Annotated in this window: 23 protein-coding genes; 15 read left to right on the top strand and 8 right to left on the bottom strand. The window is 67.0% G+C overall.

The window, feature by feature from the left end; all coding sequences use genetic code 11:
- Position 1 precedes the first annotated feature (1 nt).
- The 9 genes from otnK (at position 2) to C4S71_RS13380 (ending at position 9,275) form a co-directional block, all read left to right on the top strand.
- Entirely contained in the window at positions 2-1,297 is a 1,296-nt protein-coding gene (gene otnK, locus C4S71_RS13340; RefSeq protein ID WP_103969464.1) for a 3-oxo-tetronate kinase, read from the top strand.
- Positions 1,294-1,941 (top strand): 3-oxo-tetronate 4-phosphate decarboxylase, encoded by a 648-nt coding sequence (otnC, locus tag C4S71_RS13345; protein WP_103969465.1) that lies wholly within the window; start codon positions 1,294-1,296, stop codon positions 1,939-1,941. Before otnK ends, otnC begins: the two co-directional genes overlap by 4 nt.
- A 36-nt stretch (positions 1,942-1,977) precedes the next feature.
- Entirely contained in the window at positions 1,978-2,775 is a 798-nt protein-coding gene (otnI, locus tag C4S71_RS13350) for a 2-oxo-tetronate isomerase (protein WP_103969466.1), read from the top strand.
- Between the two features lie 78 nt (positions 2,776-2,853).
- Complete coding sequence (denD, locus tag C4S71_RS13355) at positions 2,854-3,819, top strand: D-erythronate dehydrogenase (protein ID WP_086511778.1); 966 nt, start codon at positions 2,854-2,856, stop codon at positions 3,817-3,819.
- Positions 3,820-3,889: 70 nt separating this feature from the next.
- A complete protein-coding gene (locus C4S71_RS13360) occupies positions 3,890-4,888 on the top strand; it encodes a TRAP transporter substrate-binding protein (protein ID WP_086511777.1) in 999 nt (332 codons plus the stop codon).
- A 116-nt stretch (positions 4,889-5,004) separates the two neighbouring features.
- Positions 5,005-5,586, top strand: coding sequence for a TRAP transporter small permease (locus tag C4S71_RS13365; protein WP_103969467.1), 582 nt, complete (start codon positions 5,005-5,007; stop codon positions 5,584-5,586).
- Positions 5,583-6,857 carry a TRAP transporter large permease gene (locus C4S71_RS13370; protein WP_086511775.1) on the top strand — a complete coding sequence of 425 codons (1,275 nt, stop codon included), beginning with the start codon at positions 5,583-5,585 and terminating at the stop codon, positions 6,855-6,857. The genes C4S71_RS13365 and C4S71_RS13370 overlap by 4 nt, the downstream gene beginning before the upstream one ends.
- A gap of 40 nt (positions 6,858-6,897) precedes the next feature.
- Complete coding sequence (locus tag C4S71_RS13375; RefSeq protein WP_103969468.1) at positions 6,898-8,358, top strand: aldehyde dehydrogenase family protein; 1,461 nt, start codon at positions 6,898-6,900, stop codon at positions 8,356-8,358.
- 29 nt (positions 8,359-8,387) lie between these two features.
- Complete coding sequence (locus C4S71_RS13380) at positions 8,388-9,275, top strand: NAD(P)-dependent oxidoreductase (protein ID WP_103969469.1); 888 nt, start codon at positions 8,388-8,390, stop codon at positions 9,273-9,275.
- Here the strand turns inward: C4S71_RS13380 and C4S71_RS13385 are convergent.
- Together C4S71_RS13385 and C4S71_RS13390 are read right to left on the bottom strand one after the other, a co-directional pair.
- Positions 9,272-10,087 (bottom strand): M90 family metallopeptidase, encoded by an 816-nt coding sequence (locus tag C4S71_RS13385; protein WP_103969470.1) that lies wholly within the window; start codon positions 10,085-10,087, stop codon positions 9,272-9,274. The two genes, C4S71_RS13380 and C4S71_RS13385, sit on opposite strands and share 4 nt — an antisense overlap.
- 4 nt (positions 10,088-10,091) lie before the next feature.
- A complete protein-coding gene (locus C4S71_RS13390; protein WP_010626918.1) occupies positions 10,092-11,663 on the bottom strand; it encodes a bifunctional GNAT family N-acetyltransferase/carbon-nitrogen hydrolase family protein in 1,572 nt (523 codons plus the stop codon).
- Positions 11,664-11,941: 278 nt separating this feature from the next.
- Here C4S71_RS13390 and C4S71_RS13395 point away from each other — a divergent pair, with 278 nt between their 5' ends.
- The 5 genes from C4S71_RS13395 (at position 11,942) to C4S71_RS13415 (ending at position 17,290) form a co-directional block, all read left to right on the top strand.
- Positions 11,942-13,138 (top strand): ABC transporter ATP-binding protein, encoded by a 1,197-nt coding sequence (locus C4S71_RS13395; RefSeq protein ID WP_235014422.1) that lies wholly within the window; start codon positions 11,942-11,944, stop codon positions 13,136-13,138.
- On the top strand, positions 13,135-14,469 hold the full coding sequence (locus tag C4S71_RS13400) for an ABC transporter substrate-binding protein (protein ID WP_234239489.1): 1,335 nt from the start codon (positions 13,135-13,137) through the stop codon (positions 14,467-14,469). Before C4S71_RS13395 ends, C4S71_RS13400 begins: the two co-directional genes overlap by 4 nt.
- Before the next feature lie 265 nt (positions 14,470-14,734).
- Positions 14,735-15,622 carry a carbohydrate ABC transporter permease gene (locus C4S71_RS13405; RefSeq protein ID WP_191223641.1) on the top strand — a complete coding sequence of 296 codons (888 nt, stop codon included), beginning with the start codon at positions 14,735-14,737 and terminating at the stop codon, positions 15,620-15,622.
- A gap of 8 nt (positions 15,623-15,630) precedes the next feature.
- On the top strand, positions 15,631-16,473 hold the full coding sequence (locus C4S71_RS13410) for a carbohydrate ABC transporter permease (protein WP_086511768.1): 843 nt from the start codon (positions 15,631-15,633) through the stop codon (positions 16,471-16,473).
- Positions 16,474-16,522: 49 nt separating this feature from the next.
- Complete coding sequence (locus C4S71_RS13415) at positions 16,523-17,290, top strand: MauE/DoxX family redox-associated membrane protein (RefSeq protein ID WP_103969472.1); 768 nt, start codon at positions 16,523-16,525, stop codon at positions 17,288-17,290.
- Between the two features lie 2 nt (positions 17,291-17,292).
- Here the strand turns inward: C4S71_RS13415 and C4S71_RS13420 are convergent, their stop codons facing one another.
- The 3 genes from C4S71_RS13420 to C4S71_RS13430 form a co-directional block, all read right to left on the bottom strand.
- Positions 17,293-18,570: a GGDEF domain-containing protein gene (locus tag C4S71_RS13420; protein ID WP_235014383.1), complete on the bottom strand. Its 1,278-nt coding sequence runs from the start codon at positions 18,568-18,570 to the stop codon at positions 17,293-17,295.
- An 82-nt stretch (positions 18,571-18,652) separates the two neighbouring features.
- Complete coding sequence (locus C4S71_RS13425) at positions 18,653-19,222, bottom strand: gamma-glutamylcyclotransferase (protein ID WP_103969474.1); 570 nt, start codon at positions 19,220-19,222, stop codon at positions 18,653-18,655.
- The gene (locus C4S71_RS13430) at positions 19,219-20,118 is read right to left on the bottom strand and encodes a DMT family transporter (RefSeq protein WP_103969475.1); all 900 of its coding nucleotides are present in this window, start codon (positions 20,116-20,118) and stop codon (positions 19,219-19,221) included. Before C4S71_RS13430 ends, C4S71_RS13425 begins: the two co-directional genes overlap by 4 nt.
- Before the next feature lie 193 nt (positions 20,119-20,311).
- Between C4S71_RS13430 and C4S71_RS13435 the strand changes: the two genes are divergently transcribed.
- The gene (locus C4S71_RS13435) at positions 20,312-20,740 is read left to right on the top strand and encodes a hypothetical protein (protein ID WP_140162564.1); all 429 of its coding nucleotides are present in this window, start codon (positions 20,312-20,314) and stop codon (positions 20,738-20,740) included.
- Between the two features lie 88 nt (positions 20,741-20,828).
- Here the strand turns inward: C4S71_RS13435 and betT are convergent, their stop codons facing one another.
- From betT to betC, 3 genes are read right to left on the bottom strand one after another with little or no spacing between them, the layout of a single operon-like run.
- Complete coding sequence (gene betT / locus C4S71_RS13440) at positions 20,829-22,883, bottom strand: choline BCCT transporter BetT (protein ID WP_086511762.1); 2,055 nt, start codon at positions 22,881-22,883, stop codon at positions 20,829-20,831.
- A gap of 10 nt (positions 22,884-22,893) precedes the next feature.
- Entirely contained in the window at positions 22,894-24,546 is a 1,653-nt protein-coding gene (locus C4S71_RS13445) for a SulP family inorganic anion transporter (RefSeq protein ID WP_103969476.1), read from the bottom strand.
- A gap of 5 nt (positions 24,547-24,551) precedes the next feature.
- The gene (betC, locus tag C4S71_RS13450; RefSeq protein WP_103969477.1) at positions 24,552-26,093 is read right to left on the bottom strand and encodes a choline-sulfatase; all 1,542 of its coding nucleotides are present in this window, start codon (positions 26,091-26,093) and stop codon (positions 24,552-24,554) included.
- Positions 26,094-26,191 lie beyond the last annotated feature (98 nt).

Below are 26,191 nucleotides of genomic sequence, written 5' to 3' on the forward strand. Positions count from 1 at the left end.
GATGGCGATCGTGCTGGGCGCCATTGCCGACGACTTCACCGGCGCCACCGACCTGGCCAACAATCTGGTGCGCGGCGGCATGCGCTGCGTGCAGCTGATCGGCGTGCCCGAGCGCCCCCTGGCCGAGCTGGTCGAGGACGTGGAGCGGATCGATGCGGTGGTGGTGGCGCTGAAGTCGCGCTCCTGTCCGGCCGACGAGGCCATACGCGATTCGCTGGCGGCGCTGGAGTGGCTGCGCACCGAGGGCGCGCGTCAGCTCTTCTTCAAGTACTGCTCCACCTTCGACTCCACCGAGGCCGGCAACATCGGCCCGGTCGGCGAGGCGCTGCTGGAGCGTCTCGGCGCACCGCTGAGCGTCATGGTGCCGGCCTTTCCGGCCAACGGTCGCACCGTCTATCAGGGCTACCTCTTCGTCGGCGACAGGCTGCTCAACGAGAGTGGCATGCAGCATCACCCGCTCAATCCGATGCACGACGCCGACCTGGTCCGCGTGCTGGCGCGTCAGAGCCGCCACCCGGTAGGGCTGCTGCCGTGGCCGACGCTGGCCCAGGGTGCCGAGGCCGCCCGGGCACGGCTCGACGAACTGGCCGACCAGGGCGTGCGGCAGGTGATCTGCGACACCCTCGACGAGCGCGACCTGGCCGTGCTGGCCGAGGCGACGGCCGACCTGCCGCTGGTGACCGGCGGCTCGGGGCTGGGCCAGACGCTGCCCGCCGCGTACCGCCGGCGCGGCTGGCTGGGCGAGGGCGCGGCGGCGGGGTCGCTGCAACCGGCATCGGGCAGCGCCCTGGTGCTGTCGGGTAGCTGCTCGCGGGCCACCCTGGCCCAGGTCGATGTCTTTCTCACGCGCTTTCCTGGTTTTCCCCTCGATCCGGTTTCATTGGCCGAAGGGCCCGATCATCTGGAGCGGGCGCTGGCCTTCGCTCGCCGTCACCTGGCCGGTGGCCGTCCGGTGCTGATCTATGCCTCGGCCGATGCTGAGCAGGTGCGTCGGGTGCAGCAGATGCTGGGACGCGAACGGGCCGGTGAGCTGGTGGAGAAGGCGCTGGGCGAACTCGCTCGACGGCTGGTCGACGAGGGCGTGGGACGCCTGGTGGTGGCGGGCGGCGAGAGCTCCGGTGCCGTGGTGTCGGCGCTGGGTCTACGCGCCCTGCGCATCGGCGAGCAGATCGACCCCGGCGTGCCCTGGACCCAGGCCATGCTTGCCGGCCGCCAGGCGCCGCTGTCGCTGGCGCTGAAGTCGGGCAACTTCGGCGGCGAGGACTTCTTTCTGCGTGCTTTCGAGGTGCTGCCATGAGCGTCCACGACGCGAATCGCCTGCGCGAGCAGATCGCCACGCTCGGCAAGTCGCTGTTCGATCGCGGCCTGACCATGGGGTCAAGTGGCAACATCAGCGTGCGCCTGGACGACGGCGGCTGGCTGATGACGCCGACCAATGTCTGCCTGGGCCGGCTCGATCCGGCACGGATCTCGCGCCTCGACTGCGACGGTCGCCTGCTCGACGGCGACGCCCCGACCAAGGAGCACTTCCTGCACATGGCGATGTACGCCGAGCGTCCCCGCGCCGGCGCTATCGTGCACCTGCATTCGACCCATTCGGTGGCGGTCTCCTGCCTGCCCGACGTCGACCCCTGCGACTGCATCCCGCCGCTCACCGCCTACTACGTGATGCGGGTGGGGCGCCTGCCCCTGGTGCCCTATCACGTGCCGGGAGACCCGGCGCTGGGCGATGCCGTGCGTGGCCTGGCCGGCAAGCACAGCGCCGTGCTGCTGGCCAACCATGGCCCGGTGGTGGCGGGCAGGAACCTGGAGGCGGCGGTCTACGCCACCGAGGAGCTGGAGGAGACTGCCAAGCTCTATCTGCTGCTGCGCGGCCACAATCCGCGCGGGCTGACACCCGAGCAGGTCGCCGAGCTCGAAGCCCGCTTTCCACGTGACTGACGCCGCCACACGACCCAAGAACACGAGACGCGAAACATGATTCGACTGGCCGCCAACCTCAGCATGCTGTTCACCGAACACGACTTCCTCGACCGCTTCCGAGCAGCGTCGGCGGCAGGTTTTCGCGGCGTGGAGTACCTGTTTCCCTATGCCTACGCATCCGAGGAGCTGGCCGCTGCGCTGAGGGAGGCCGGCGTCGAACAGGTGCTGTTCAACATGCCGCCGGGCGACTGGGAGGCCGGTGAGCGTGGTCTGGCCAGCCTGCCCGGGCGCGAGGCGGAGTTTCGCGATGGCGTGGTCGAGGCGTTGCGCTACGCCGAAGCCCTCAGCTGCCCCCGGGTGCACGCCATGGCCGGGCTGCTGCCGGTTGGCGCCGATGCCGAGACGCGGGCGCGCCATCACGCCACCTACGTGAGCAATCTGCGCTTCGCCGCCGCCGAGGCGGCCAAGGTGGGATGCCAGGTGCTGATCGAGCCGATCAACACCCGCGACATGCCGGGCTACTTCCTCTCACGCCAGGCCCAGGCCATGGCGGTGCTCGAGCAGGTCGGGGCCAACGGCAGCCTGCGTCTGCAGTTCGACCTCTATCACTGCCAGATCATGGAGGGCGACCTGATCCGTCATCTGGAGCGGCAGTTCACCGCCATCGCCCATGTCCAGATCGCCGGCGTACCGGAGCGCCACGAACCGGACGTCGGCGAGGTGCACTATCCCGCCTTGTTCGAGCGGCTGGAACGGCTCGGCTATCGGGGTTGGATCGGCTGCGAGTACCGCCCGGCGGCGGGCACCCGGGAAGGGCTGAGCTGGGGGCGCGACTACGGGCTCACGGTCTGAGCGCAGCGACAAGAACAAGCCGCACGACAAAACACAGCGACAAAACACAGCGACAACGACAACAACAGGATGCCAGACATGCACATCGTCATTACCGGCGGCGCCGGTTTCCTCGGCCAGCGACTTGCCGCGCGCCTGCTGGCGCGGGGCGAGCTGAGAGGTGAGGCCGTTCAGCGCCTGACGCTGGTCGATCAGCTCGAGCCGCCGTGCCCGCCCAGCGACACGGTCGATGTCGAAGGGCTGGCGCTGGACATCACCGAGCCCGGCGCGCTGGACTCGGTGCTCGATGCGCGCCCGCACGTCGTCTATCACCTGGCCGCGGTGGTCAGCAGCGCCGCCGAGGCCGATCTGGATCTCGGCATGGAGGTCAACTTCGATGCCACCCGGGCACTGCTGGAGGGCTGCCGCGAGCGGGGGCTGGCCAATACCCGTCTGATCATGGCCAGCTCGGTGGCCGCCTACGGTGGCGAGCTGCCCGCGGTGCTCGACGACATGACCGCGCTGCAGCCGCAGAACTCCTACGGCACCCAGAAGGCGATGTGCGAGCTGTTGATCAACGACTACAGCCGACGCGGCCTGATCGACGGCTGCGTGCTGCGCCTGCCGACCATCATCGTGCGTCCGGGGCGACCCAACGCCGCCGCCTCGAGCTTCGCTTCCAGCATCCTGCGCGAGCCGCTCAACGACGAGGAGGCCATCTGTCCCGTGGCTCCGTCCCTGGAACTGTTCGTGATGTCGCCGGCCAAGGTGATCGAGGCGCTGGTGCACGGCGCCGAGGTGCCGGGTGAGGCGCTGGCGCCGTTTCGCGCCTTCATGCTGCCGGGCATCACGGTCAGCGTGGCCGAGATGCTCGATACCCTGCGTCAGGTGGCGGGTGACGAGGCGCTGGCGCGGGTGCGCCACGAACCCGATCCGCGTATCGAGGCGATCGTCGCCAGCTGGCCGGCACGCTTCGAGACCCGCCGGGCGCAGGCGCTGGGCTTCGCCGGCGACCGCAACCTGCACGATATCGTCATGGCGTTCCTCGAGGAGCGCAGCCGATAGCGAGCACAAAGCCGCGGCCGACAGGCCGCCGACAACCACCGAGGTGTTTTACGACGAAGAGGTCACAACAATGAAAACGCAGTTCGTACGCCACGCCCTCACCGCTGCCATCGGCGGCATCACCGCCGCCGCTCTGGTCGCCAATGCCCAGGCCGCCCAGGAGGTAAGCCTGGGTCACACCCTCTCTTCCACCTCCCACTATGCGGTGGGTGCCCGGGCCTTCAAGGAGACCCTGGAAGCGCTCAGCGACGGCGCCTTCACGGTCACCGAATACGCCTCCGGCGCGCTGGGCGGCGAGCGCGAGATGATCGAAGGCCTGCAGATCGGCACCGTAGACGTGGTCATCACTTCTACCGGCCCGCTCGGCAACTTCGTGCCGGAGACCTACGTGCTCGACCTGCCGTTCCTGTTCGAGAGCTACGATCAGGCGCGCTGCGTGCTCGACAGCGAGCTCGGCGACGAGCTGCTGGAGAAGATGGGCCAGCACGACCTGGTCGGCCTGGCCTGGTCGGAGAACGGCTTCCGTCACCTCACCAACAGCCGTCGCGAAGTGACCAGCCCCAGCGATGCCGAAGGGCTGCGGGTGCGCACCATGGAGAACGAGGTGCACCAGGAGGCGTTCCGTCAGTTGGGCGCAAGGCCCACCCCGATGGCCTTCCCGGAGCTCTTCACGGCGCTGCAGCAGGGCGTGGTGGACGGTCAGGAGAACCCCATCACGGTGATCGTCGCCACCAACTTCTGGGAAGTGCAGGATCATCTCTCGCTCACTGGGCACGTCTATTCGCCCGCCGCCGTGCTGGGTTCGCCGCTGCTGCTCGATGGGCTCAGCGACGAGGAGCGCGAGTGGTTCCACGAAGCCGCCCGCGCCTCGGCCGAGGCGACCCGCGGCGAGGTATCGCGGCTCGAGGAGGAGGGCGTGGCCCTGCTGCGCGACAACGGCATGACGGTCAACACCGAGATCGACATCGGCCCCTTCCAGCAGGCGGTCGAGCCGGCCTACGAGATCTTCACCCGCCAGCACGGCAGCGAGATGCTGGAGAGGATCCAGGAGAAGGCGGCCAGCTGCTGAGCAGAGCGTGAACGCCTGTGCGGCGTCGCCGCGCCGCGCGGGCCTTCTCTAACGCTGAGTTTCCCAACTGCGCTCCCGGTGTATAGCGGGAGCGCGTCGGCAGGAATCGTGAGCCCATGGTGGATCTCTTTCTTCGTTTCGAACGTCAGCTGACGCGCCTGGCCATGGTCGTCGCCGTCGTCATGCTGGTGGTATCGGTGTCGTTCAGCTTCTATCAGGTGCTGACCCGCTTCGTCTTCAATGCGCCCTCCACCTGGACCGAGGTGGCGGCGCGCACGGCGATGATCTGGTGCGTGTTCATGGCCGCGGCCGCGACCTTTCGCGGTGGCTACATGATGGCCGTGGAGGCGATCTACAAGGTGGTGCCGCAGCGCCTACTGCTGGTGCTCGAGATCGCCATCGTGCTGTGCTGCCTGCTGGTGCTGGCGGTGCTGGTCCACTACGGCATCCTCATGACCCGGCGCGTCGCCAACCAGACCATGTCGGGCATGAACATCTCCATGGCCTACGCCTATGCCGCCATTCCCATCGGCGCCGGCTTCGCCATCGTCTCGGTGATCGCCCGGCTGCTGGCCCAGCTGACCGGCCGCGAGGCGGTGGGGCCCGACCTGGGCGAGGCCGAGGTGGAGATGCACGACCTGCGCCGTGCCATGCCCGAGACCGCCGAGGACGTCGAGCGCGGAGGGCCGCGCTCATGAACCTGGTCATCGGTCTGTCATTGATCATCCTGTTCGCCTTCGGCGTGCCGATCGCCGTGTCGATCATGCTGGCCTCGATCATCGGCATCGAGTTCTTCACCCGGCTGCCGCTGCTGCTGGTGCCGCAGCAGATGTTCATCGGCATCGACAAGTTCCCGCTGATGGCGATCCCGTTCTTCATTCTCGCCGGCAATCTGATGGCCGCCGGCGGCATTTCCCAGCGCCTGGTGGACCTGGCCAAATCCATCGTCGGCGGCGTGCAGGGCGGGCTGGCGATGACCTGCGTACTGACCTGCATGATGTTCGCCGCGGTGTCCGGCTCCAGCGTGGCGACCACCTTCGCCATCGGCGCCATCCTGATTCCGGCCATGGTGCGCCATGGCTACCCCAAGCCGCTGGCGGCCTCGATCCAGGCCTCGTCGGCGGAGCTCGGGGTGCTGATCCCGCCATCGATCCCGCTGATCCTGTTCGGTGTGAGCACCGACACCTCCATCGGCCAGCTGTTTTTGGCCGGGGTGGGGCCGGGCCTGCTCATCGGCACCGCCTTGATCCTGTTCCTCTATTTGTTCTGCAAGGTGCGTGGCTTCGGCCTGGAGGACCACAAGGACAGCACCAGCTTCGTGATCTCGTTCAAGCGCGCCTGGGCGGCACTGCTGATGCCGGTGGTGGTGATCGGCGGGATCTACGGCGGCGTATTCACCCCCACCGAGGCTTCGGCGGTGGCAGTGTTCTACGCCCTGCTGGTGGGCGGGCTCTACTACCGTGAGCTCAAGGTCGCCGACCTGTGGCCGATCCTGCGCCAGAGCGTGATCTCCACCGCCGCGGTGATGCTGATCATCGCTGCGGCCTCGCTGTTCAGCTTCCTGATCAGCCGGACGGGCCTGCCGGGCCATATCGCCGGCTGGGTGACCGGTGTGTTCGACAGCCCCATGACCTTCCTGCTGGCGGTCAACGTGCTGCTGCTGATCGTCGGCATGTTCATCGAGACTTCCGCCGCCATCCTGGTGCTGGCGCCGATCCTGACGCCCATTGCCATCCAGTTCGGCGTCCATCCGGTGCACTTCGGTCTGATCATGGTGGTCAACCTGGCGCTGGGCATGATCACGCCGCCGCTGGGGGTGAACCTGTTCGCCGCCTGCGCGGTGGCCAAGATCTCCATCGATCAGATGCTGCCCTGGCTGGTGCGCTTCGTGCTGGTGGTGCTGGCCTGCCTGGTGGCGATCACCTACATGCCGTGGATCTCGCTGGGTCTGGTGAGACTGGTCTACTGAGAAACGACCTCAAGGACAAAGACAACGACAAGGAGGATGTATGACCGTTCTACCCGTGATACCGCCCCGACACGCCCTGATCGGTGGCGAATGGGTGCCGACCCAGGCGCTGCTCGACGTGCAGACGCCCTCCAGCGGCCGGACCATCGCCCAGATCGCCCGCTGTCAGGCCGAGGAGGTGATGGTGGCCGTCGACGCCGCGCGCCGCGCCTTCGCCGGCAGCCTTGGCGAGTGGGCACGCTGGAGCGCGAAGCGCCGCGGCGAGTGGCTGCTGCAGTTCGGCGACGCCATCGACGCCGACCACGCCAACCTGGCGGCGCTGGAGTGCGCCGATACCGGCAAGCCGATGAGCCAGGCCGAGGCCGACATTCGCGCCTGCGCGCGCTACTTCCGCTTCTACGGCGGCGGTGCCGACAAGCTGCATGGCGAGACGCTGCCCTTCGACGAAGGCTTCACCGTGCTCACCCTGCGCGAGCCCTATGGGGTGTGCGCACAGATCATCCCCTGGAACTATCCGGCACAGATCTTCGGACGCTGCGTGGCGGCGGCGCTGGCCACCGGCAACAGCGTGGTGCTCAAGCCAGCCGAAGACGCCTGCCTGAGCGTGCTGCGCCTGGCCGAACTGGCCTGCGAGGCGGGCCTGCCGCCCGGCGTGCTCAACGTGGTGCCGGGGCTGGGGCGCGAAGCGGGCGCGGCGTTGGCTGCGCACCCGGCCATCGATCATCTCTCCTTCACCGGCTCGCCCGAGACCGGCACTCAGGTGGCCCAGGCCGCCGCGGCGCACCATGTGCCGGTGACCCTGGAGCTGGGCGGCAAGTCGCCGCAGATCGTCTTCGCCGACGCCGACATGGACGTCGCGCTGGATGCCGTGGTGCGCGCCATCATCCAGAACGCCGGCCAGACCTGCTCGGCCGGCAGTCGCCTGCTGGTGGAGGCGAGCTGCGCCGAGGCGGTGCTGGGCGAGCTGGTCGAGCGCTTCTCGGCGCTGCGCTGCGATGCCGGCGAAGCCAACGCCGACTGCGGCCCCTTGATCAATGCGCGCCAGAAGGCCGGCCTGGAGGCACGCCTGGAAGCCGCCCAGGCCGACGGTGTGCGCGTGGCGGCGAAGGGGGCATTGGCCGCCGGAGCCCCCGAGGGCGGCCATTTCGTGGTGCCCCACCTGCTCACCGACATCCCCGCTGGCCATGCCGTGCTGCGCGAGGAGCTGTTCGGCCCGGTGCTGGCGGTACAGGTCTTCCGCGACGAGACCGAGGCGCTGCGCCTGGCCAACGCCACCGACTTCGGCCTCTGTGCCGGTGTGTGGACCCGCGACGGCGGCCGTCAGCTGCGTCTGGCCAAGGGCATCCGCAGCGGTCAGGTTTTTATCAACAACTACGGCGCCGGGGGTGGCATCGAGCTGCCGTTCGGTGGCGTGGGGCGCTCCGGGCACGGCCGCGAGAAAGGCTTCGAGGGGCTGCGCAGCTACACTCGGCTGAAGACCGTGGCGATCAAGCACGGCTGAGCCGCTCATTCGTAAGCTAGGAGAAGGTCATGAAAGAGACACGCCGGGTCGGCCTGATCGGGGTCGGCCTGATGGGGCACGGCATTGCCGCCAACATTCTGCGCGGTGGCCATGCGCTCTGCTTTCTGGATCATCCGGGCAACCAGCCGGTGGAAGACCTGCTCGGCGCCGGTGGGGTGGCCAAGGGCAGCGGACGCGAGGTGGCCGAGGCCGCCGAGGTGGTGATCCTCTGCGTCACCGGCTCGCCCCAGGTGGAAGCGGTGCTGTTCGAACCGGGCGGGGTGCTCGAGGGGCTGGCGCCCGGCACGCTGGTGATCGACTGCTCCACGGCGCTGCCGAGCTCCACCGAACGAGTTGCCGCCCGGGTGGAGGCCGCCGGCGGGCGCTTCATGGACGCCGCCATGACCCGCACGCCCAAGGAGGCCGAGGAGGGGCGGCTGAACCTGATCGTCGGCGCGCCCGAGGCGCTGTTCGCCGAGGTGCGACCGCTGCTCGAATGCTTCGCCGAGAACATCGCCCACGCCGGGCCGGTGGGGGCGGGGCATACCCTGAAGCTGCTGCACAACTTCGTCTCGCTGGGCTTCACCGCGGTGCTGGCCGAAGCCGCGGCGGCGTCGCGCCGGGCCGGCATCGACGATGCGGCGCTGCTCGACGTGCTGGGCAAGGGCGGCGGCGGGGGCGTGGTGCTGGAGCGGCTGCGCCCCTACCTCGAAGCCGGCGACCCTTCGGGATTTCGCTTCAGCGTAGCCAACGCGCTCAAGGACATCGGCTACTACCGCACCATGACCGAGGACCTCGCCGCCGAGGGCGGAGTGGCCGAAGCGGTACTGGCACTCTATCGCCAGGCCAGCGATGCCGGCCATGCCGATAAAGCGGTGCCGGAGCTGGTCGGGTTGCTGGAGCAGGGCAGAGTCTAGGCTTCCTCGAGCTCGAGCGGTGGAAGACGCTTCAACGGGTCCTGACGGAAGTAGCGGGTGAGCAGGTCATAGAGCTCAGGGTAGGCGCCGCTGAGCACGTCCGGGGCGGAGAAGAAGGCCTCGCAGCATACGGCGAAGCACTCGCCGGGGTGGGTGGCGGCGTAGTCGTCGATGGGCGGCTCTTCGCCGCGCTCCAGGTGCGTCTGCAGGTCGTCCCACACCGCGGTGAAGACGCGGTGCCACTCCTTGGGGTCCATATCCCGGGGCAGCGGCGGGAAGCCGTCGACGTCGAGCGAATTGCCCATGTCGAGCTTGTGGGCCAGCTCGTGTATCACCACGTTGAAGCCGCTGAAGTCGCCGCTCTCCATCAGGTCGGGGAAGGCCAGCACCACCGGCCCTTGGGCCGAGGTCTCGCCGGCGCGCTCGTCCTCGTAGGCGTGCATCACGCCGAACTCGTCCATTTCCTCCACCTGACGGTGAAAGGCTTCCGGCAGGATCAGGATCTCGTGGAAGCCGCTGAACGCCTCGTCATGGTCGTCGTCCGACCAGCCCAGCGTCAGCAGGCAGGCCTGGGCCGCCAGGGCGAGCTGGGCGGGCTCGTCGAAAGTGGTGTGGGCGGCCAGATCGGGATGCATGCTGGTGCGCTTGGCATGCAGGAAGTGCCAGGCGCGCCGGCCCAGGCGCTCGGCCTCCTCGTCGCCGAGAAAGGTCAACAGCGGCAGGCGCGAGCGGGCCTCGGCCCAGGCTGCCTCGGGAAATGGATGACGGGCCTCGAAGCGCTCGGCCCGCCAGCGGCGCAGGCGGCGAAACATGGCGTCAGCTCTCTTCCTGGCGTGAGCCGGACTTCCACGACCAGTCGCGCCAGCGCAGGTCGAACAGATCCTTGCGCCGGTCCTTGAGATTGGTCACCGAGCCCTCGGCGCGCACCACGGTGAGCCGGGTGAGGTCGAGGTCGGAGAAGATCACCATCTCGGTATTGGGCGTGGTCTCGGAGAGCACCGCGTCGTGGGGAAAGGCGAAGTCCGAGGGCGTGAACACCGACGACTGGGCGTACTGGATGTCCAGGTTGCGGATCGACGGTACGTTGCCCACGCTGCCGCACAGCACCACGTAGCACTCGTTCTCGATGGCCCGCGCCTGGGCGCAGTGGCGCACCCGCAGGTAGCCGTTCTTGGTGTCGGTCCAGAACGGTACGAACAGGATGTCCATGTCCTGATCGGCCAGCAGCCGGCCGAGTTCGGGGAACTCCACGTCATAGCAGATCAGGATGCCGACACGACCGGCATCGGTCTCGAACACGCGCAGCTCGTCGCCGCCCTCGATCACCCACTCGCGGCGCTCCTGGGGCGTGATGTGCAGCTTGGATTGCTTCTCGACGTCGCCGTCGCGATGGCACAGGTAGCTGACGTTGTAGAGCCGGTCGTCCTCGCCCACCTCGATCATCGAGCCGGCAATGATGTTGATGTTGTAGGAGACCGCCATGCGCGAGATTTCGGTCTTGAACTGCTCGGTGAAGCCGGCCAGGTAGCGGATGGCGGCGAGCTGGTCCTGCTGGGTGGCGCGATCCTGCAGGCCCATCACCGGGGCATTGAACAGCTCCGGGAACACCGCGAAATCGCTCTGATAGCTGGAGATGGCATCGACGAAATACTCCACCTGCTGCAGTACCGACTCCACCGAGGCGCACTCGCGCATCTGCCACTGCACGGCGCCCACGCGCACCTGGGTGGGGCGGTTCTCCAGCACCCGCTCGGCGGGCTCGTAGAGGATGTTGTTCCACTCCAGCAGGGTGGCGTAACCCTGGGACTTTTCGTCCTCGGGCAGGTACTTGCGCAGCAGTCGCTTGACCTGGAAATCGTTGGCCAGCTGGAAGGAGAGAATCGGGTCGTAGATCTCCTTGCGCGCCACCCGCTCGATGTACTCGGCGGGCGAGAGTTCCTCGGCGTGCTCGTGATACTGGGGAATGCGCCCGCCGGCCAGGATCGAGCGCAGGTTGAGCGAGCGGCACAGCTCCTTGCGCGCCTCGTAGAGGCGACGGCCCAGGCGGTAGCCGCGGTAATCGGGGTGGATCAGTACGTCCAGCCCGTACATGGCGTCGCCTTCGGGGTCGTTCAAGATGATCTCGCGGTTGCCCACCAGGTCGTCGTACTTGTGCGGGTTGGAGAACTCGTCGTAGTCGACCCGCACGGTGAGCGCCACGCCCACCAGCCGTTCGTCATCCTCGATGGCGATCTGGCCGTCGGGGAACTCCTGGATCAGCCGGTCGATGGAGTGCTGCGGCCAGGCGCCGCCGATGTCGTCGTAGACGGCATCCATCAGCTGCTTGAGCTGAGGGTAATCGTCCTGCGTCAGGTTGCGGAGATTGAGGTGCAGGTCTTCAAGGGACATTGCGCTCGGTTCCTGATCAGGGGAAAGCCAGCAGTCTAGCATGCCGGGCTCGCTGCCTCCGTAACATGGCCGAGTCGTCACCGTGTCATGGCGCTGTCATCGAAAGTCGTCAGCATGGCCGCACTTCGTCGAATTAGCGGCTACGCTGAGTTTCGGGAGAGTCGATGACAGCCATGCCACGCCTTCACGGGCAACGCGGAAGCAGTATGAACCCAGACAACAATAATCAGGGGCAGGAACAGAGCCCGCAGCGCCAGCCATCCGGCTCGCACGTCCCCATGCGAGATCACCAGCGCATCCGGCTCGAGGCCGTGAGCAAGCGCTGGGGCGATACCGCTGCCGTCGACGCCATCGGCTTCGACGTGGCGCCGGGGGAGTTCGTCATCCTGCTCGGCCCCTCGGGCTGCGGCAAGTCGACCACGCTGCGCATGATCGCCGGGCTCGAACAGGCCACTGCCGGTCGCATCGAGATCGGCGGGCGCGACGTTACCCATCTGCCGCCGGGCGACCGCGGCATCAGCATGGTGTTCCAGTCCTACGCGCTATTTCCCCACCTGAGCGTGGCCGACAACATCGTCTTCGGCCTGCGTAGCCGCAAGGTGCCCAAGGCCGAGCGCCGCGAGCGGCTGGCGCGGGTGGCCCAACTGGTCGATCTCGAAGCCTATCTCGAGCGCAAGCCGGCCCAGCTCTCCGGCGGCCAGCGCCAGCGGGTCGCGCTGGCCCGGGCGATCATCTCCGAACACCCCATCTGCCTGATGGACGAGCCGCTGTCCAACCTCGACGCCCGCCTGCGCGGCGAGATGCGTCGCGAGATCAAGGCGCTGCAGCAGCGGCTCGGCATGACGGTGATCTACGTCACCCACGACCAGGTCGAGGCGATGAGCATGGGCGACCGGGTGATCCTGATGCAGGACGGCCGCATCATGCAGGATGCCACCCCGAGCGAACTCTACGAGCGCCCGGCCAGCGCCTTCGCCGCCGGCTTCATCGGCAGCCCGGCGATGAACCTGGTGACGCTTTCCGCTGCCGCGGACGGCGCGGTGATCGACGGCGAGCCCCGCTGCAGCGTGGCACCCCACGAGGCCCAGGGACACTGGCTGGGCCTGCGCCCGGAGGAGATCCGCCTGCTGCCGGCCGACGCTCCCGGTGTGCCCGCCGAGGTGATCGATGCCGAATACCTCGGTGCCGACAGCATCGTGCGGCTCAAGGTCGGCAGCCAGCAGCTGCGCGCCCGCCTCGACGGCAGGCCGTCGCTCGCTGCCGGTTCGCCCTGTCGGCTGCAGTGGCGGCGCGAGACGGCGCACTTCTTCGATGCAAACGATGGACAGCGGCTGGCGATAACGGGGCACGACCTGGCCGCACCGCCCGGGCGCCATCGCTTCGAGCCGGGCCTTGCCGGCGCTTCGACCCAAGACCGCGAGGCGCGAGCCTCGTCCTATCCCGCAGGGAACGACTCTTCAGGAGTGAAACGATGAACGCACGCTTCTCTCTAGCAGGTGGCTGTCCAGCCGGTGGCAGTCTCGTCAAGGGCGGCAGGCTGGGTGCCGCGGCGGTGGCCGGGCTGTTGGCCGCCGGTTCGCTGAGCGCTCAGGCCCAGACCGAGCTGACCATGTACTACCCGGTGGCCGTGGGCGGCGCCCTGACCGACGTGATCGACGGTCTGGTGGCCGAATTCGAGAACGAGCATCCGGATATTTCAGTGAATGCCATCTACGCCGGCAACTATGACGACACCCGGGTACGGGCGATGTCGGCCATCGAGGCGGGCAATGCGCCGCAGCTGTCGGTGCTGTTCTCCATCGACCTGTTCGACCTGCTGGAGCAGGACGCCATCGTCTCCTTCGACTCGGTGATCGAAACCGACGAGGAGCGTGAGTGGCTCGATGGCTTCTACCCCGGGCTGATGGAGAACGGCCAGATCGACGGTCAGACCTACGGCATTCCCTTCCAGCGCTCCACCATCGTGCTCTACTGGAACAAGGACGCCTTCGAGGCGGCCGGGCTCGACCCCGAGACGCCACCCGAGAACTGGGAGGAGATGGCGGAGATGGCCGCCGCGGTGCGCGAGGCCAGCAACGGCCAGCAGTGGGGCGTGATGGTGCCCTCCACCGGCTATCCCTACTGGATGTTCCAGGCCTTCGCCTTCCAGAACGGCCACCGGCTGATGAACGAAGAGGGCACCGAGGTCTACTTCGACGACCCCGCCGCCATCGAGGCGCTGGAGTACTGGGTCTCACTCTCCCAGGAGCACCAGGCCATGCCCGACGGCACCATCGAGTGGGGCACGCTGCGCCAGAACTTCATCGAGCAGGCCACCGCCATGATGTGGCACACCACCGGCAACCTCACCGCGGTGCGCAACGAGGCCGGCTTCGACTTCGGCGTGGCGATGTTGCCCATGAACACCCAGCGCGGCAGCCCCACCGGCGGCGGCAACTTCTACCTGTTCAAGGACAGCACCGAGGAGGAGCAGCGCGCGGCGATGACCTTCATTCGCTGGATGACCGACCCCGAGCGCGCCGCGGCCTGGTCGATCGAGACCGGCTACATGGGCGTGAGTCCGGCCTCCTACGAGACCGAGGCGCTGCGCAACTACGTCGAGGAGTTCGCGCCGGCGGCGGTGGCCCGCGACCAGCTCGAGCACGCCACCGCGGAGCTGGCCACCTACCAGGGCGGACGGGTGCGCCGGGCGCTGGACAACGCCGTGCAGGCGGCACTGACCGGCCAGATGTCGCCGGAGGAAGCTCTCAAGCAGGCCCAGGCGGAGGCTGACGCGGCGTTGCGCCGCTACGCACGCTCTCGCTGAGGAAACACTGACAAATGGCTGCGGGAGCGAATTGCTGACTCAGCCATTAGAAGTAAAGGGCGCCGGGGGCAAGGTCGAAGAGGAGGTCATTTGCCATGGGTGAGGAGCATTGCTCCGAACGGGCTGGCCATGGATGGCCAGCACCGGCCCTGCAAGCGGAGCAGGATGCGAGAGCGCCGCAGGGCAAATGTAGCGTCCAGGGAAGGATTCACAGCGCCTCCTCGTAGGCTTTGCCGCCGGATAGCCCCGATCCCCGGGAAGGGCCATGATGATCCAGAATGCCGACCGACGTATGCAGATCTACGGTGCGCTGTTGCTGCTGCCGGCGGCGGTGCTGCTCGGCACCTTCGCCTATCTGCCCACCGTGGCGACGTTGATCAACAGCTTCTTCCTGCCCGGCTTTCGCGGCGCGCCGCCGGAGTTCGTCGGGCTGGAGAACTACGCCATGCTGGTGGAGGACCGCACCTTCTGGCGGGTGGCGCGCAACAACCTGATCTATGCCCTCGGCACCATTCCCACTTCCATCGCCCTGGCGCTGGGCATGGCGCTGTTCGTCAATGCCCGCCTGCCGGGGCGCGGCTTCGTGCGTATGGCCTATTTCACCCCGACCATCCTGCCGATGATCGCCGCGGCCAACATCTGGATGTTCTTCTATGCACCGCAGATCGGCCTGTTCAACAAGCTGCTCGGCGCGCTGGGGCTCTCCGGGGTCAACTGGCTGGGCGACCCCAGCGTGGCGCTGACCTCGGTGATCGTGATGACGGTATGGAAGGAGGCCGGCTTCTTCATGATCTTCTACCTGGCGGCGCTGCAGAGCATCCCGCCGGAGCTGAAGGAGGCCTCGGACCTGGAGGGCACCAGCCGCTGGAGCTTCTTCTGGCGGGTGACCTTCCCACTCTTGATGCCGACCACGCTGTTCGTGCTGATCAATGCCCTGATCAACGCCGTGCGGGTGGTCGATCACCTGTTCATCCTGACCAAGGGCGGGCCCAACAACGCCACCAACCTGCTGCTCTACTACGTCTACGAGAATGCCTTCTCGTTCTTCGACCGCACCTATGCCGCCACCATCACCGTGGTGATCCTGCTGGTGCTGGCGGTGGTGGCCACGCTCAAGTTCACCGTGATCGACCGCAGGACGCACTATCAATGAACCGCGCAATGAACCGAGCCATCAGCCCCGCCGCCAGCCGCTTCGCCCTGCGCGTGCCGAGTCTCGAGACCACGGCCGCCTGGCTGCTGGCCATCATCTGGATCTTTCCGCTGCTCTACGCCATCTGGGCCGCCTTCCATCCGCCGGCCTACATGGTGCGCTTCGATCTGTTCGCTCCGATCACGCTGGACAACTTCGCCAACGCCTGGGCCCAGGCGCCGTTTGCCCGCTATTACCTCAACACCTTCCTGCTGGTCACCGGGGTGGTGCTGGCGCAGTTCGTGGTCTGCACCCTGGCAGCCTTCGCCTTCGCCCGCTTTCCCATTCCCGGGCGCGACGTGCTGTTCATGCTGGTGCTGATCCAGCTGTTCGTGTTCCCCGAGGTGCTGATCGTGGAGAACTACCGTATCGCCAGTGGGCTGGGGCTGGTCGACACCATCACCGGCATCGGCCTGCCTTACGTGGCCAGCGCCTTCGGCATCTTCCTGCTGCGCCAGACCTTCAAGACCATCCCCCGCGAGCTGGAGGAGGCCGCCCGGGTGGAGGGCTGCGGCTGGATGGCGATCCTGCTCAAGGTCTACGTGCCCCTGGCCAAGCCCACCTACCTGGCCTACGGCCTGGTCTCGATCAGCCATCACTGGAACAACTTCCTGTGGCCGTTGGTGGTCACCAACTCGGTGGAGAGCCGCCCGCTCACCGTGGGGCTCGGCATCTTCTCGGCGCCGGAAACCGGCGTCAACTGGGCCACCGTCAGCGCCGCCACGCTGCTCAGCATCGCGCCGCTGCTGGTCGCCTTCCTGCTGTTCCAGCGCCAGTTCGTGCAGTCGTTCTTGCGGGCGGGGATTCGCTGACGGCTCCATTGACTACCCTTGGGGGTGAATGCACCCAAGGAGAGATGCCATGGCTCAAGGACAGTCAGTGGGGCAGGGCAAGCAGGCCAAGCTATACCGCATGGTCATGCAAGAGCACCTGTGCCCCTTCGGCCTGAAGAGCAAGGACCTGCTGGAGCGCAAGGGCTTCGAGGTGGAGGATCACCATCTGACCACGCGGGAGGAGACGGAGGCGTTCAAGGAAGAGCAGGGCGTCGATACCACGCCCCAGGCCTTCATCGATGGCCAGCGTATCGGCGGCTACGACGAGCTGCGCGAGCATTTCGGGCTGGATTCGCCGGGCGAGGATGAGACCACCTACCAGCCGGTGATCGCGCTGTTCGCCACGGCGCTGCTGATGGGCTTCGCCGTGAGCTGGGCCGCAACCGGCTCGCTGGTGAGCGCGAGAATGCCGGAGTACTTCGTGGCCATTGCCATGACCCTGCTGGGGCTGCAGAAGCTCAAGGACGTGGAGAGCTTCAGCACCATGTTTCTCAATTACGACCTGCTGGCTCAGCGCCAGGTGCGTTATGGCTACGTCTATCCCTATGCCGAGACGCTGGCAGGCATTCTGATGCTGGCCGGGGCGCTGGTGTGGCTGGCCGCTCCCGTGGCGCTGTTCATCGGCACGGTGGGCGCCGTCTCGGTGTTCAAGGCGGTCTACATCGACAAGCGAGAACTCAAGTGCGCCTGCGTGGGTGGCGACAGCAAGGTGCCGCTCGGCTTCGTGTCGCTCACCGAGAATCTGATCATGATCGCCATGGGGCTATGGATGCCGCTGCGCATGTACCTCCTGTAGCCTCAGCGCTTCGTCTCGGCATCGGGTGCCGGCAGTGGCTCGGCATGAGGCATGTTCCGCTGCGCCTGTGTCGAGGGGCCGCCTTCCTGTAGCTGCGCCAGTACGCAGCGGTTACGCCCTTCGCGCTTGGCCTGATAGAGCGCTTCGTCGGCTAGCGACAGCAGCGTCGAGGGCGGCATGGCTGAGGTGGGGCGGGCCACGGCAACACCGATGCTGATCGTGACCACCGCTGAGTGGGGTACGCCTGCGTTGGGTATGGCCAGGGCTTCGATGCCCTGACGAATACGCTCGGCGGCCTGGAACGCCGAGGAGGCCGAGGCGTCGGGCATCAGCACGACGAATTCCTCGCCGCCATAGCGCACCACCAGGTCGAGCTCGTGGCGCACATGGTGCTGTATCTCCTGCGCAACCTGGCGCAGGCAGACGTCTCCCTCGAGATGACCATAGCGGTCGTTGTAGTTCTTGAAGCAGTCGATATCGAGAACCAGCATGCCGAGCATCGTTCGCTCGGCAATGGCCTCGTTCCAGCGCTGCGCCAACACCTCGTCGAAATGGCGACGATTGGCCACCCCGGTCAAGGGGTCGGTGGTCGAGATCCTGGCCAGGGTCTGGTTGTCCTGCAGCGTGGCTTCGTTGCCGAGTCGTTCACGCAGCAGCAGCAGATAGGCCTGGCGCTCGCTGAACTCCAGTCGGTAGTTGGCCAGCAGCGTGAAGACGGCACTCGAGGCAAAGACGACCAATGTGTTGATCTTCACGGCATTGTCGGTATGCCCATAGGGAATCACGAAGCTCGTCATGATGACGGCGCAGAGCAGCGATGAGGCCAGGGCGAAGCCGAAGCGCAACGAGAAGACGATGTTCCCCACCAACAGGATCAAGCCGAACGAGAAGGTATCGAGAAACGAGTAGGGGGAATCCGAGAGGTAGAAGTTCACGCTGGAGAGCAGCATGGCGATGACGATGGTGGCCGCCATGGTCGCCTCGCGCAGGATCGGCGAGAGTCCGCGGTAGACGGCGTAGAGGGCCGCCAGGCCCAAGGGCGTCATCAGGCCGAAACGCAGCCAGGCCGCGGTCAGCAGGGATTCGGGCCTGATAACATAGTCATTGAAGATGTACAGGTTGTAGATGACCAGCGCCAATAGGCCGGCGATCACCAAGAGACGGCTGCGCCGGGCGGAGGTGTCGGCCTCGAAGCGGGCCTCTACCGCAGGGCTGAAGCGCAGGCGATACCAGGGCCTGAGCAGGTCGGCCTCTACGGCGCTCAATAAGGTGTCTTTCACGGCCGGTCCCCCATCGCTGGCACCGTTCTCGATCATGGTGCTCTGGAAGGGATATCGGCCGCTCGTTACCTAACTTAACTTATTATGCCTCTGTTATGCCTCTTACACGCGCTGCCAGCCCGAAGACGTGCCGGTCCTCGGCGCCGAGCTCTTCCAGAGCATCGGCCAGATGCAGAAGGTAGTCGCGGTTGGCGCCGCTGGGGCCGTGAGCGGCGGCGATCTGGTGGGCCATCTCGTCGAGGGGGGCGGCGCCGAGAAAGGCGGCATTGTCCGCCGTGGCCAGATAGATCAGCCCCTCGGCATGGTCGCCCTCGGCGAAATGCAGCGTCACCCGCTCGCGTAGGTAACCGTTCTTCTCGCGCACGTCGAGCGGGCCGAGTACCTCGGCATCGATGCGATAAGCCATGCCCTGGCAGATCGCACCGGGCGACTCGATCAGCGTTGCCACGCGGCCCGGCGCCTCCGGCGTGCCGCGATGATCGTGAGAGCCCTGCCAGAAGCGTCGCGCCCAGCCTTCGATATGGGCGGGGCGGCGTTCGTGGAAGGGAAATTCGGCCTTCCAGATCAGCGAGCCGTAGCCGAACAGCCACAGCGTCTGGTCGGCGTCGAAGAAGTTCCTTTCCCGGTTGAGTCGTGTGGTATCGAGCGTCATGGGCTGCGGGCGGCTCTGCGGACGAGCGGTTGGGTCAGGGTCTGGGCCATGAGTACCCCGGCCAGCACCAGCACGCCACCGACCAGATGGAACAGGGCAATGCGTTCGCCGAGGTAGGCCATGGCGATCAGCGCGCTGAACAGCGGCATCAGGTTGATGAAGATGCTGGCCTGGCTGGCGCCGATCTGGCGGATGGCGCGCATCCACAGATAGGTGGTGATGATGGAGGCGGGGATGCCGGCATACAGAATCAACCAGACGTTGTGGCCGTCCACCGGGGTCATCGGCCCCATCAGGTAGGGCGGCAGCAGGAACAGCACGGCGAACACCACCTGGGCGTAGAGCAGCACCCAGGGCGGCAGGTCCAGCGGCCAGCGCTTGAGCATCACCCCGTAGAGCGCGTAGCAGGTCGCCGCCACCACCATCAGCAGGTCGCCGAGCGCCACTTCCAGTTCCAGCAGCGAGAGCGGGTCGCCACGACCGAGCAGTACCAGCACGCCGAACAGGGCGACGAGCCCGCCGACGGTGCCGCCGAGGCTGGGTGCTTCGCGCAGGATCAGTGCACTGAGCAACACCGTGAGCAGCGGCACCATGGCGGCCAGGATGCCCATGTTGGTGGCCGAGGTGGTCTCGGCGGCCACGTAGGCCAGTCCCTGCCACAGCCCCATGCCGAGCAGGCCCAGGATGGCGAGCTTGGCCCATTCGCGGCGGATGGTTTGGCGATGACGCCAGGCGGCCGGCAGCAGGAAGGGCGTGAGCACCAGCAGCGCCAGCAACCAGCGCAGGAAGGCGATGCTGCTGGGGGCGATGGCGCCTACGGTGAGCTGATTGATGGTCATGTTGCCCGACCAGATCAGCACGGCACCCAGCGGGGGCAGGAAATAGAGCAGCGGCATGGTGCCTCTCGACATGGTGTGGCCCCGCGGTGCAGGGGCTCGCGAAAGCCACATGATATCGGTCTGGTGCCTGGGTGCAAATCATGAGGAAGCTAACCGGTTGCCAGGCGTCGGGCTGGCGTTCGCTGGGTTTGGTCTACCCTGATAAGGGCGAATTATGCCAATACACACAACGCTAACGTCGAGGTGAACCATGGAGCATCGACACTACGGATGGATGGCACTGTGTACCGCACTGGGGCTGATCGTCTTCGCCGGCCACGTGCAGGCCGAATCGCACGGCGACGACCCTGCCCTCGAGGACGCCGTCGCCTATGCGGGCCGCTGGGCGACCGAGCCGGCCCTGTGTGCGCGAGACGAGGAGGAGGATCAAGCCATCACGCTTGGTCCATCGCACTTCGAGGGGGGCGGGGCCTCGTGTGACATGGAGGTCGCGGAAGAGGGCGACAACGTCTGGGAGGCCCAGCTCGATTGTCCGGCCGACGACATGGCCACGGACGAGCGGATCCGCATGTCGCTCGAAGCGGGAGACGAGGCGGAAGATGACGTACTGACGCTGACCTACCTCGATCGCGAGGACTTCGAGGTCACCCTGATGCGCTGCCCCGGGCCCGGCGAGTGACCGACGCCCACGCTGTGCACGGACTTGAACGCAGCGAGCCCCACCGAGGTGGGGCTCATTTCGTCATGGCGTGTGGACCAAGGGCCGACTAGCCTGCGGGCTCGGCCTCAGCGTGGGTATCTCCGCGGCTGGGTCTGCTGGGGATGTTGGCCAGGTACCCTTCCGCGCTGGCATGGGCCAGGAAGCGCAAGTGGCGCTGATACTCGTTGAGCGCGTCATGCACGACCTGGAGCCGGGTATAGCCGTTCAGGTCCTGCCCCAGGCCGCCTTCGGCCAGATGAACGTCGAGCCGCAGATAGTAGTCGTCATCCGCGGGCAGGAAGCTCGGTGGCCGCATGCGCTGCGGGCGTATCGCGTAGATGAAGCTGGGGGCGCCTTCGAAGTCGACCTGCAGGGTGGGACAGAGCAGTTGGGTGCCCTCCACCTGCCGTTCGGTGACGCTGGCCTGTTGGCCGCGGCGGGTGAGCTCCTCGGCCAGCTCGAGCAGCGCCGGGCGAATGGCGTGGCGCAGCGTGGCCTCGGCGCCGTTCTGCGTCGTGCCATCCAGGGTGCGGTCGAGACGCTCGCGCCAATCGCTGTTGGCGGCGGCGCTGGCCACCACCTGGTGACGGACGTCGGCCTTGCCGGTCTCGACCTTCAGCGAGCGGTACATGCTGAACATGGTCAGGAAGATGATCGCCGAGAACGGCAGGGCGGCGATCACCACCGCGCTCTGCAGGGTGCGCAGGCCGCCGGCGACCAGCAGGGCCAGGGTGATCAGTCCGATGATGGCCGACCAGAAGATGCGCAGCCGGGCGGGGGCGTCGTGGTTCACGTCGCGTAGCACGTAGGTGAAATTGGACAGCACCAGCGCGCCGGAATCGGCCGAAGTGACGAAGAACACGATGCTCAGCATCAGCACCAGCGAGGCGGTGACGCCGACCATGGGCAGCTGCTCGAGGAAGGTGTAGATGGTGGCCGGGGGGCGGTTCACGGCCTGGTCGCCGAGTACCACCAGGCCCTGTTCGACCATGTCGATGCCGCTGTTGCCGAACACGGACATCATGAGCATCACGAAGATGAGCGGGATGAACAGGGCGCCGGCGACGAACTCGCGGATGGTGCGGCCGCGTGAGATGCGTGCCAGGAACAGACCGACGAACGGCGCCCAGGCGATCCACCAGCCCCAGAAGAACACCGTCCAGCCGCTGAACCAGCCCTGCGCTTCGGGAGCATAGGCGTAGGTATCGAAGCTCTTGCCTGTCAGTGCCACCAGGTAGTCGCCGGTATTCATGACCAGGGCGTTGAGCAGTCGGAGCGTATCGCCCTGCAGCAGCACGAACAGCACCAGACCCGCCACCAGCAGCAGGTTGAGCTCGGACAGCCGGCGTATGCCGCGCTTCACGCCGCTCACCACCGACAGCGTGGCTAGGGTCACCACCAGCAGGATCAGCCCGATCTGCGCAGGCAGCCCCTCGGGTATGCCGAACAGGTAGGTCAGCCCGTAGTTCATCTGCATCACGCCGATCCCCAGCGCGGTGGCGATGCCGAACACCGTGGCCAGTACCGCGGCGATGTCCACGGCATCGCCGATGGGGCCGTAGATACGCTTGCCCAGCAGCGGATAGAGCGTCGAGCGGATCGCCAGCGGCAGGCGATGGCGGTAGCTGAAATAGGCCAGCGCCATGCCCATCAGCACGTAGAGCCCCCAGCCCGAGATGCCCCAGTGCAAGAAGGTCTGCACGATGGCCTGCCGCTGCGCCTCGGCGGTGCTGCCTTCGCCGAGGGGCGGGTTCAGGTAGTGGGTCAGCGGTTCGGAAACCACGAAGAAGAGGATGGCGCCGCCCAGCCCGGCGGCGAACAGCATCGCCGACCACGACAGCAGCGAGAACTCCGGCCGCGAGTGGTCGGGACCCAGGCGGATCTTGCCGAAGCGCGAGAAGCCGATCAGCACCACGAAGAGCAGATAGGCGACGACCGCCAGCATGTAGTACCAGCCGAAGGTGTTGCCGATCCAGTCCAGCCCGGCATTGAAGAAGGCCGTGGCGTGGTCGGTGAAGGTGATGGCATAGATCAGGAAGAGCAATATGCCGGCCACCGAGCCGTGGAACACGGCCGGGTTGAGTCGATTGACCGACTCGCCGTCGGGATGCGGATGTGTCATGGGGAAAGCCTCATATTGTTATTGCCATTGGCTTGTGGTGGGGCCGGTCGTTCTCGTCAGCGACGAGGCCGGCGCGTTGCAAGCAGGCCAGGACGTCGGGCTTGGTCCCGGCCAGGTACAGCCTCCCGCCCCGAGCCCGGCAGCGACGGGCCTGGTGCTGGAGCAGATGGATACCGCTGAGGTCGATGAAGTTGATGCCCGCGGCCAGCACCACCAGGTTCGGCCGGTCGTGCGACTCGAGCTGCCGGGCAACCGACTCGCAGGCGCCGAAGAACAGCGAGCCGTCGATCCGCACGACGCTGCAGCCTGGCTCCGTCAGGGCCTGCTGAAGCTCCGCGGGGGCTTGGGATAGCGCACAGACGACCACCGGTGGGCGGGTGGTGCGGCGCAGGTAGACGACAAGCGAAGCCAGTACGCCGAAGTAGATGGCGAACTCCAGCGCTAGCAGCAAGGTACTGAAAAAGGTGATCAGCAGGATTGCCGTTTCCGAGCGGCTGATCTTCAGAGTCTCGCGAATGCTGTTTCGGTCGACCAGCTTGGCGGCAACCAGCAGCAGCAGGCCGGCCATGGCCGACATCGGCACGTGGTGCAGCAGAGGGGCGGCAACCAGCAGTATCGGTATCAGGAACGCCGCGGATAGCACCGCCGCCAGCGGTGAGCGGGCTCCGGCGCTGGCGTTGAGCCCCGAGCGGGTGAACGAGCCCGACGAGACGTAGGCGGAGAAGCAGGCACCGCCGATGTTGGAGAGCCCCTGGCCGATGAATTCCTGGTTGCTGTTCAACCTTTCGCCCGAGCGTGCGGCGAAGGCCCGCGCGATCGCAGCGGCCTCGACCAGGCCCAGCAGCCCCAGGGCGATGGCGCCGGGCGTCAGCAGACGCAGGGTGTCGGTGGAAACGTCGGGCAGCGCGAGCGGCGGCAGGCCTGCCGGCACCTCGGCGATGCGCAGGATCTCGCTATGCGTCGGGTCGAGCCAGGCGGCCAGCAGCGACGCCGCCACCAGCGACAGCAGCATGCCCGGCCAGCGTGGCAGCCAGCGCTGGAACGCCAGGCAGAGGGTGAGCGTGGTGGCGGCGATCAGCACGGCATCGGGGCGGATGTCGCCGACCCGGGCGAACAGCTGGGGCCAGAGGTCGATGAAGCCGCCGCTCGCCATGGGAGCCAGTCCCAGCGCATGGGGGAGCTGGCTGGTGGCGATGATCAGCGCCGCGCCGGCGGTGAACCCGGTCACCACCGAATGCGAGACGAGATCGACCAGCACCCCGAGCCGCGCCAGGCCCAGCAGCAGCTGGAAGACCCCGGCCAGCAAGGTCAGGGTCAGCACCAGGGCGATGAATTCGCCGCTGCCCGCCTCGGCGAAGGGCTGCAAGGTGGCGAACAGCGCGATCGACAGGGCCGCCGTCGGCCCGCTGACCATCTGCCGCGAGGAGCCGAACAGGGCCGCCAGCACCGTCGGGACGATGGCGGTATACAGGCCGTACTCGGGCGGCAGCCCGGCCAGCAGGGCATAGGCCACCCCCTGGGGCACGACCAGCACCGCACCGGTCAAGCCGGCGACGGCATCGGCGCGCAGCGAGCGCGACGTCTGCTGCGGCAGCCAGTCGAGAAACGGCAGCCAGCGCTTGGGTCTGGCCGGATGCCGACCAACGTCGGTCGCGGTTCCCATCACGGCTATTCGACGCTGGCGGCCGGGAAGCGCGCGCGCCGCTCGAGATCGTCCAGGTCGATGGTATTGCGCATGTACTGGGTGCTGGCGTCGAACGTCGGCTGGTGATCCCAGGGCGTGACCCTGCCCTTCATCAGCGCACGGGAGACCAGCTTGCGCCGCCGCTGGCTGGCGATCACCTCGGCGTGCAGCCGTGCATAGTCCCAGCGGCTGGCGACCTCGTCGCGGAACTGCTTGCACAGGTCCAGATAGGCGGGTTCCTGCGCCAGGTTGTGGAGCTCCAGCGGGTCGGCCTCGAGGTCGAACAGCTGGTCCGGGTCCGGCGCGCTGTGCACGAACTTGTAGCGCCCGCGGCGGATCATCAGCAGCGGCGCGATGGCGCCTTCGCCGAGGTACTCGCCGATCACCTCGTCGTGACCGCCACTGCCGGTCAGGTGCGGCAGCAGGCTGCGGCCGTCGATGGGTACGGCGTATTCCGGCGCGACACCGCCATGGGCGAGTTCGGCAAAGGTCGGCAGCAGGTCCATGGTCGATACCGACTCGCGCACCCGGCCCGGGGTGAAGCGGCCCGGGGCGTGAACGATCATCGGCACCCGCGCCGAGCCCTCGAACCAGCTCATCTTGTACCAGAGACCACGCTCGCCGAGCATGTCGCCGTGATCGCCGGAGAAGACGATGATGGTGTCCTGGTCGAGTCCGGTCTCCTCGAGGACTTTCAGTACGGCGCCGAGCTGGTCGTCGACATAGCTGATCGCTCCATAGTAGGCGTGGCGCGCGTTGCGGATCTGTGCGTCGCTGAGGGTGTCCTCGTCGAGCTGGTAGACATGGCGTAGACGCTTGGAGTGCGGGTCCATCAGTTCGCGCGAGTAGGGCACACGCGGCATGTCGATGGCGTCGTGGTCGTAGCGGTCCCAATACTCCTGCGGGATGGTGTAGGGGTCGTGGGGATGGGTCAGCGACACGGTCAGGCAGAAGGGGCGTTGCTCGCCGCCACCCACCGCACTGTTGCGGGCATAGTCGTAGAGGAAACGCTTGGCGCGGAAGACCACCTCGTCGTCGAAATCGAGCTGGTTGGAGCGCACGCAGGGGCCCGCCTGAGTGACCGAGGACATGTTGTGGTAGTAGCTCGGCCGCTCGTCGAAGTTTTCCCAGTCGACGAACCAGCCGAAGTCCGCCGGATAGATGTCGGTGGTCAGGCGCTCCTCGAAGCCGTGGAGCTGGTCGGGGCCGCAGAAGTGCATCTTGCCCGACAGGGCGGTGAGGTAGCCGGCATCGCGCAGGTAGTGGGCGTAAGTGGGAATGTCGGCGGCAAAGTCGGCGGCATTGTCGTAGGCGCCGATGCGCGACGGCAGCTGGCCGGCCATCAGCGTGAAGCGCGAGGGGGCACAGAGCGGGCTGTTGCAGTAGGCCGAGTCGAATACCACGCCTTGTGCCGCCAGGCGTGACAGGTTGGGGGTCTTGACCAGCGGATGGCCGTAGATGGGTAGCGCCGAGGCCGTCATTTGATCGGCCATCAGGAACAGGATATTGGGTCGCTTGTCGGTCATGGGGCTTCTCTTGTGGGGCTGACGCTGGTGTAGTAACTGGCTTTTGCGACAGTCTCCCTGCTAATCTCAGCCCCTGTAAACTCGCTGAATTTTTATGG

It is taken from the genome of Billgrantia desiderata (genome assembly GCF_900108215.1).
Lineage (GTDB): Bacteria > Pseudomonadota > Gammaproteobacteria > Pseudomonadales > Halomonadaceae > Halomonas > Halomonas desiderata.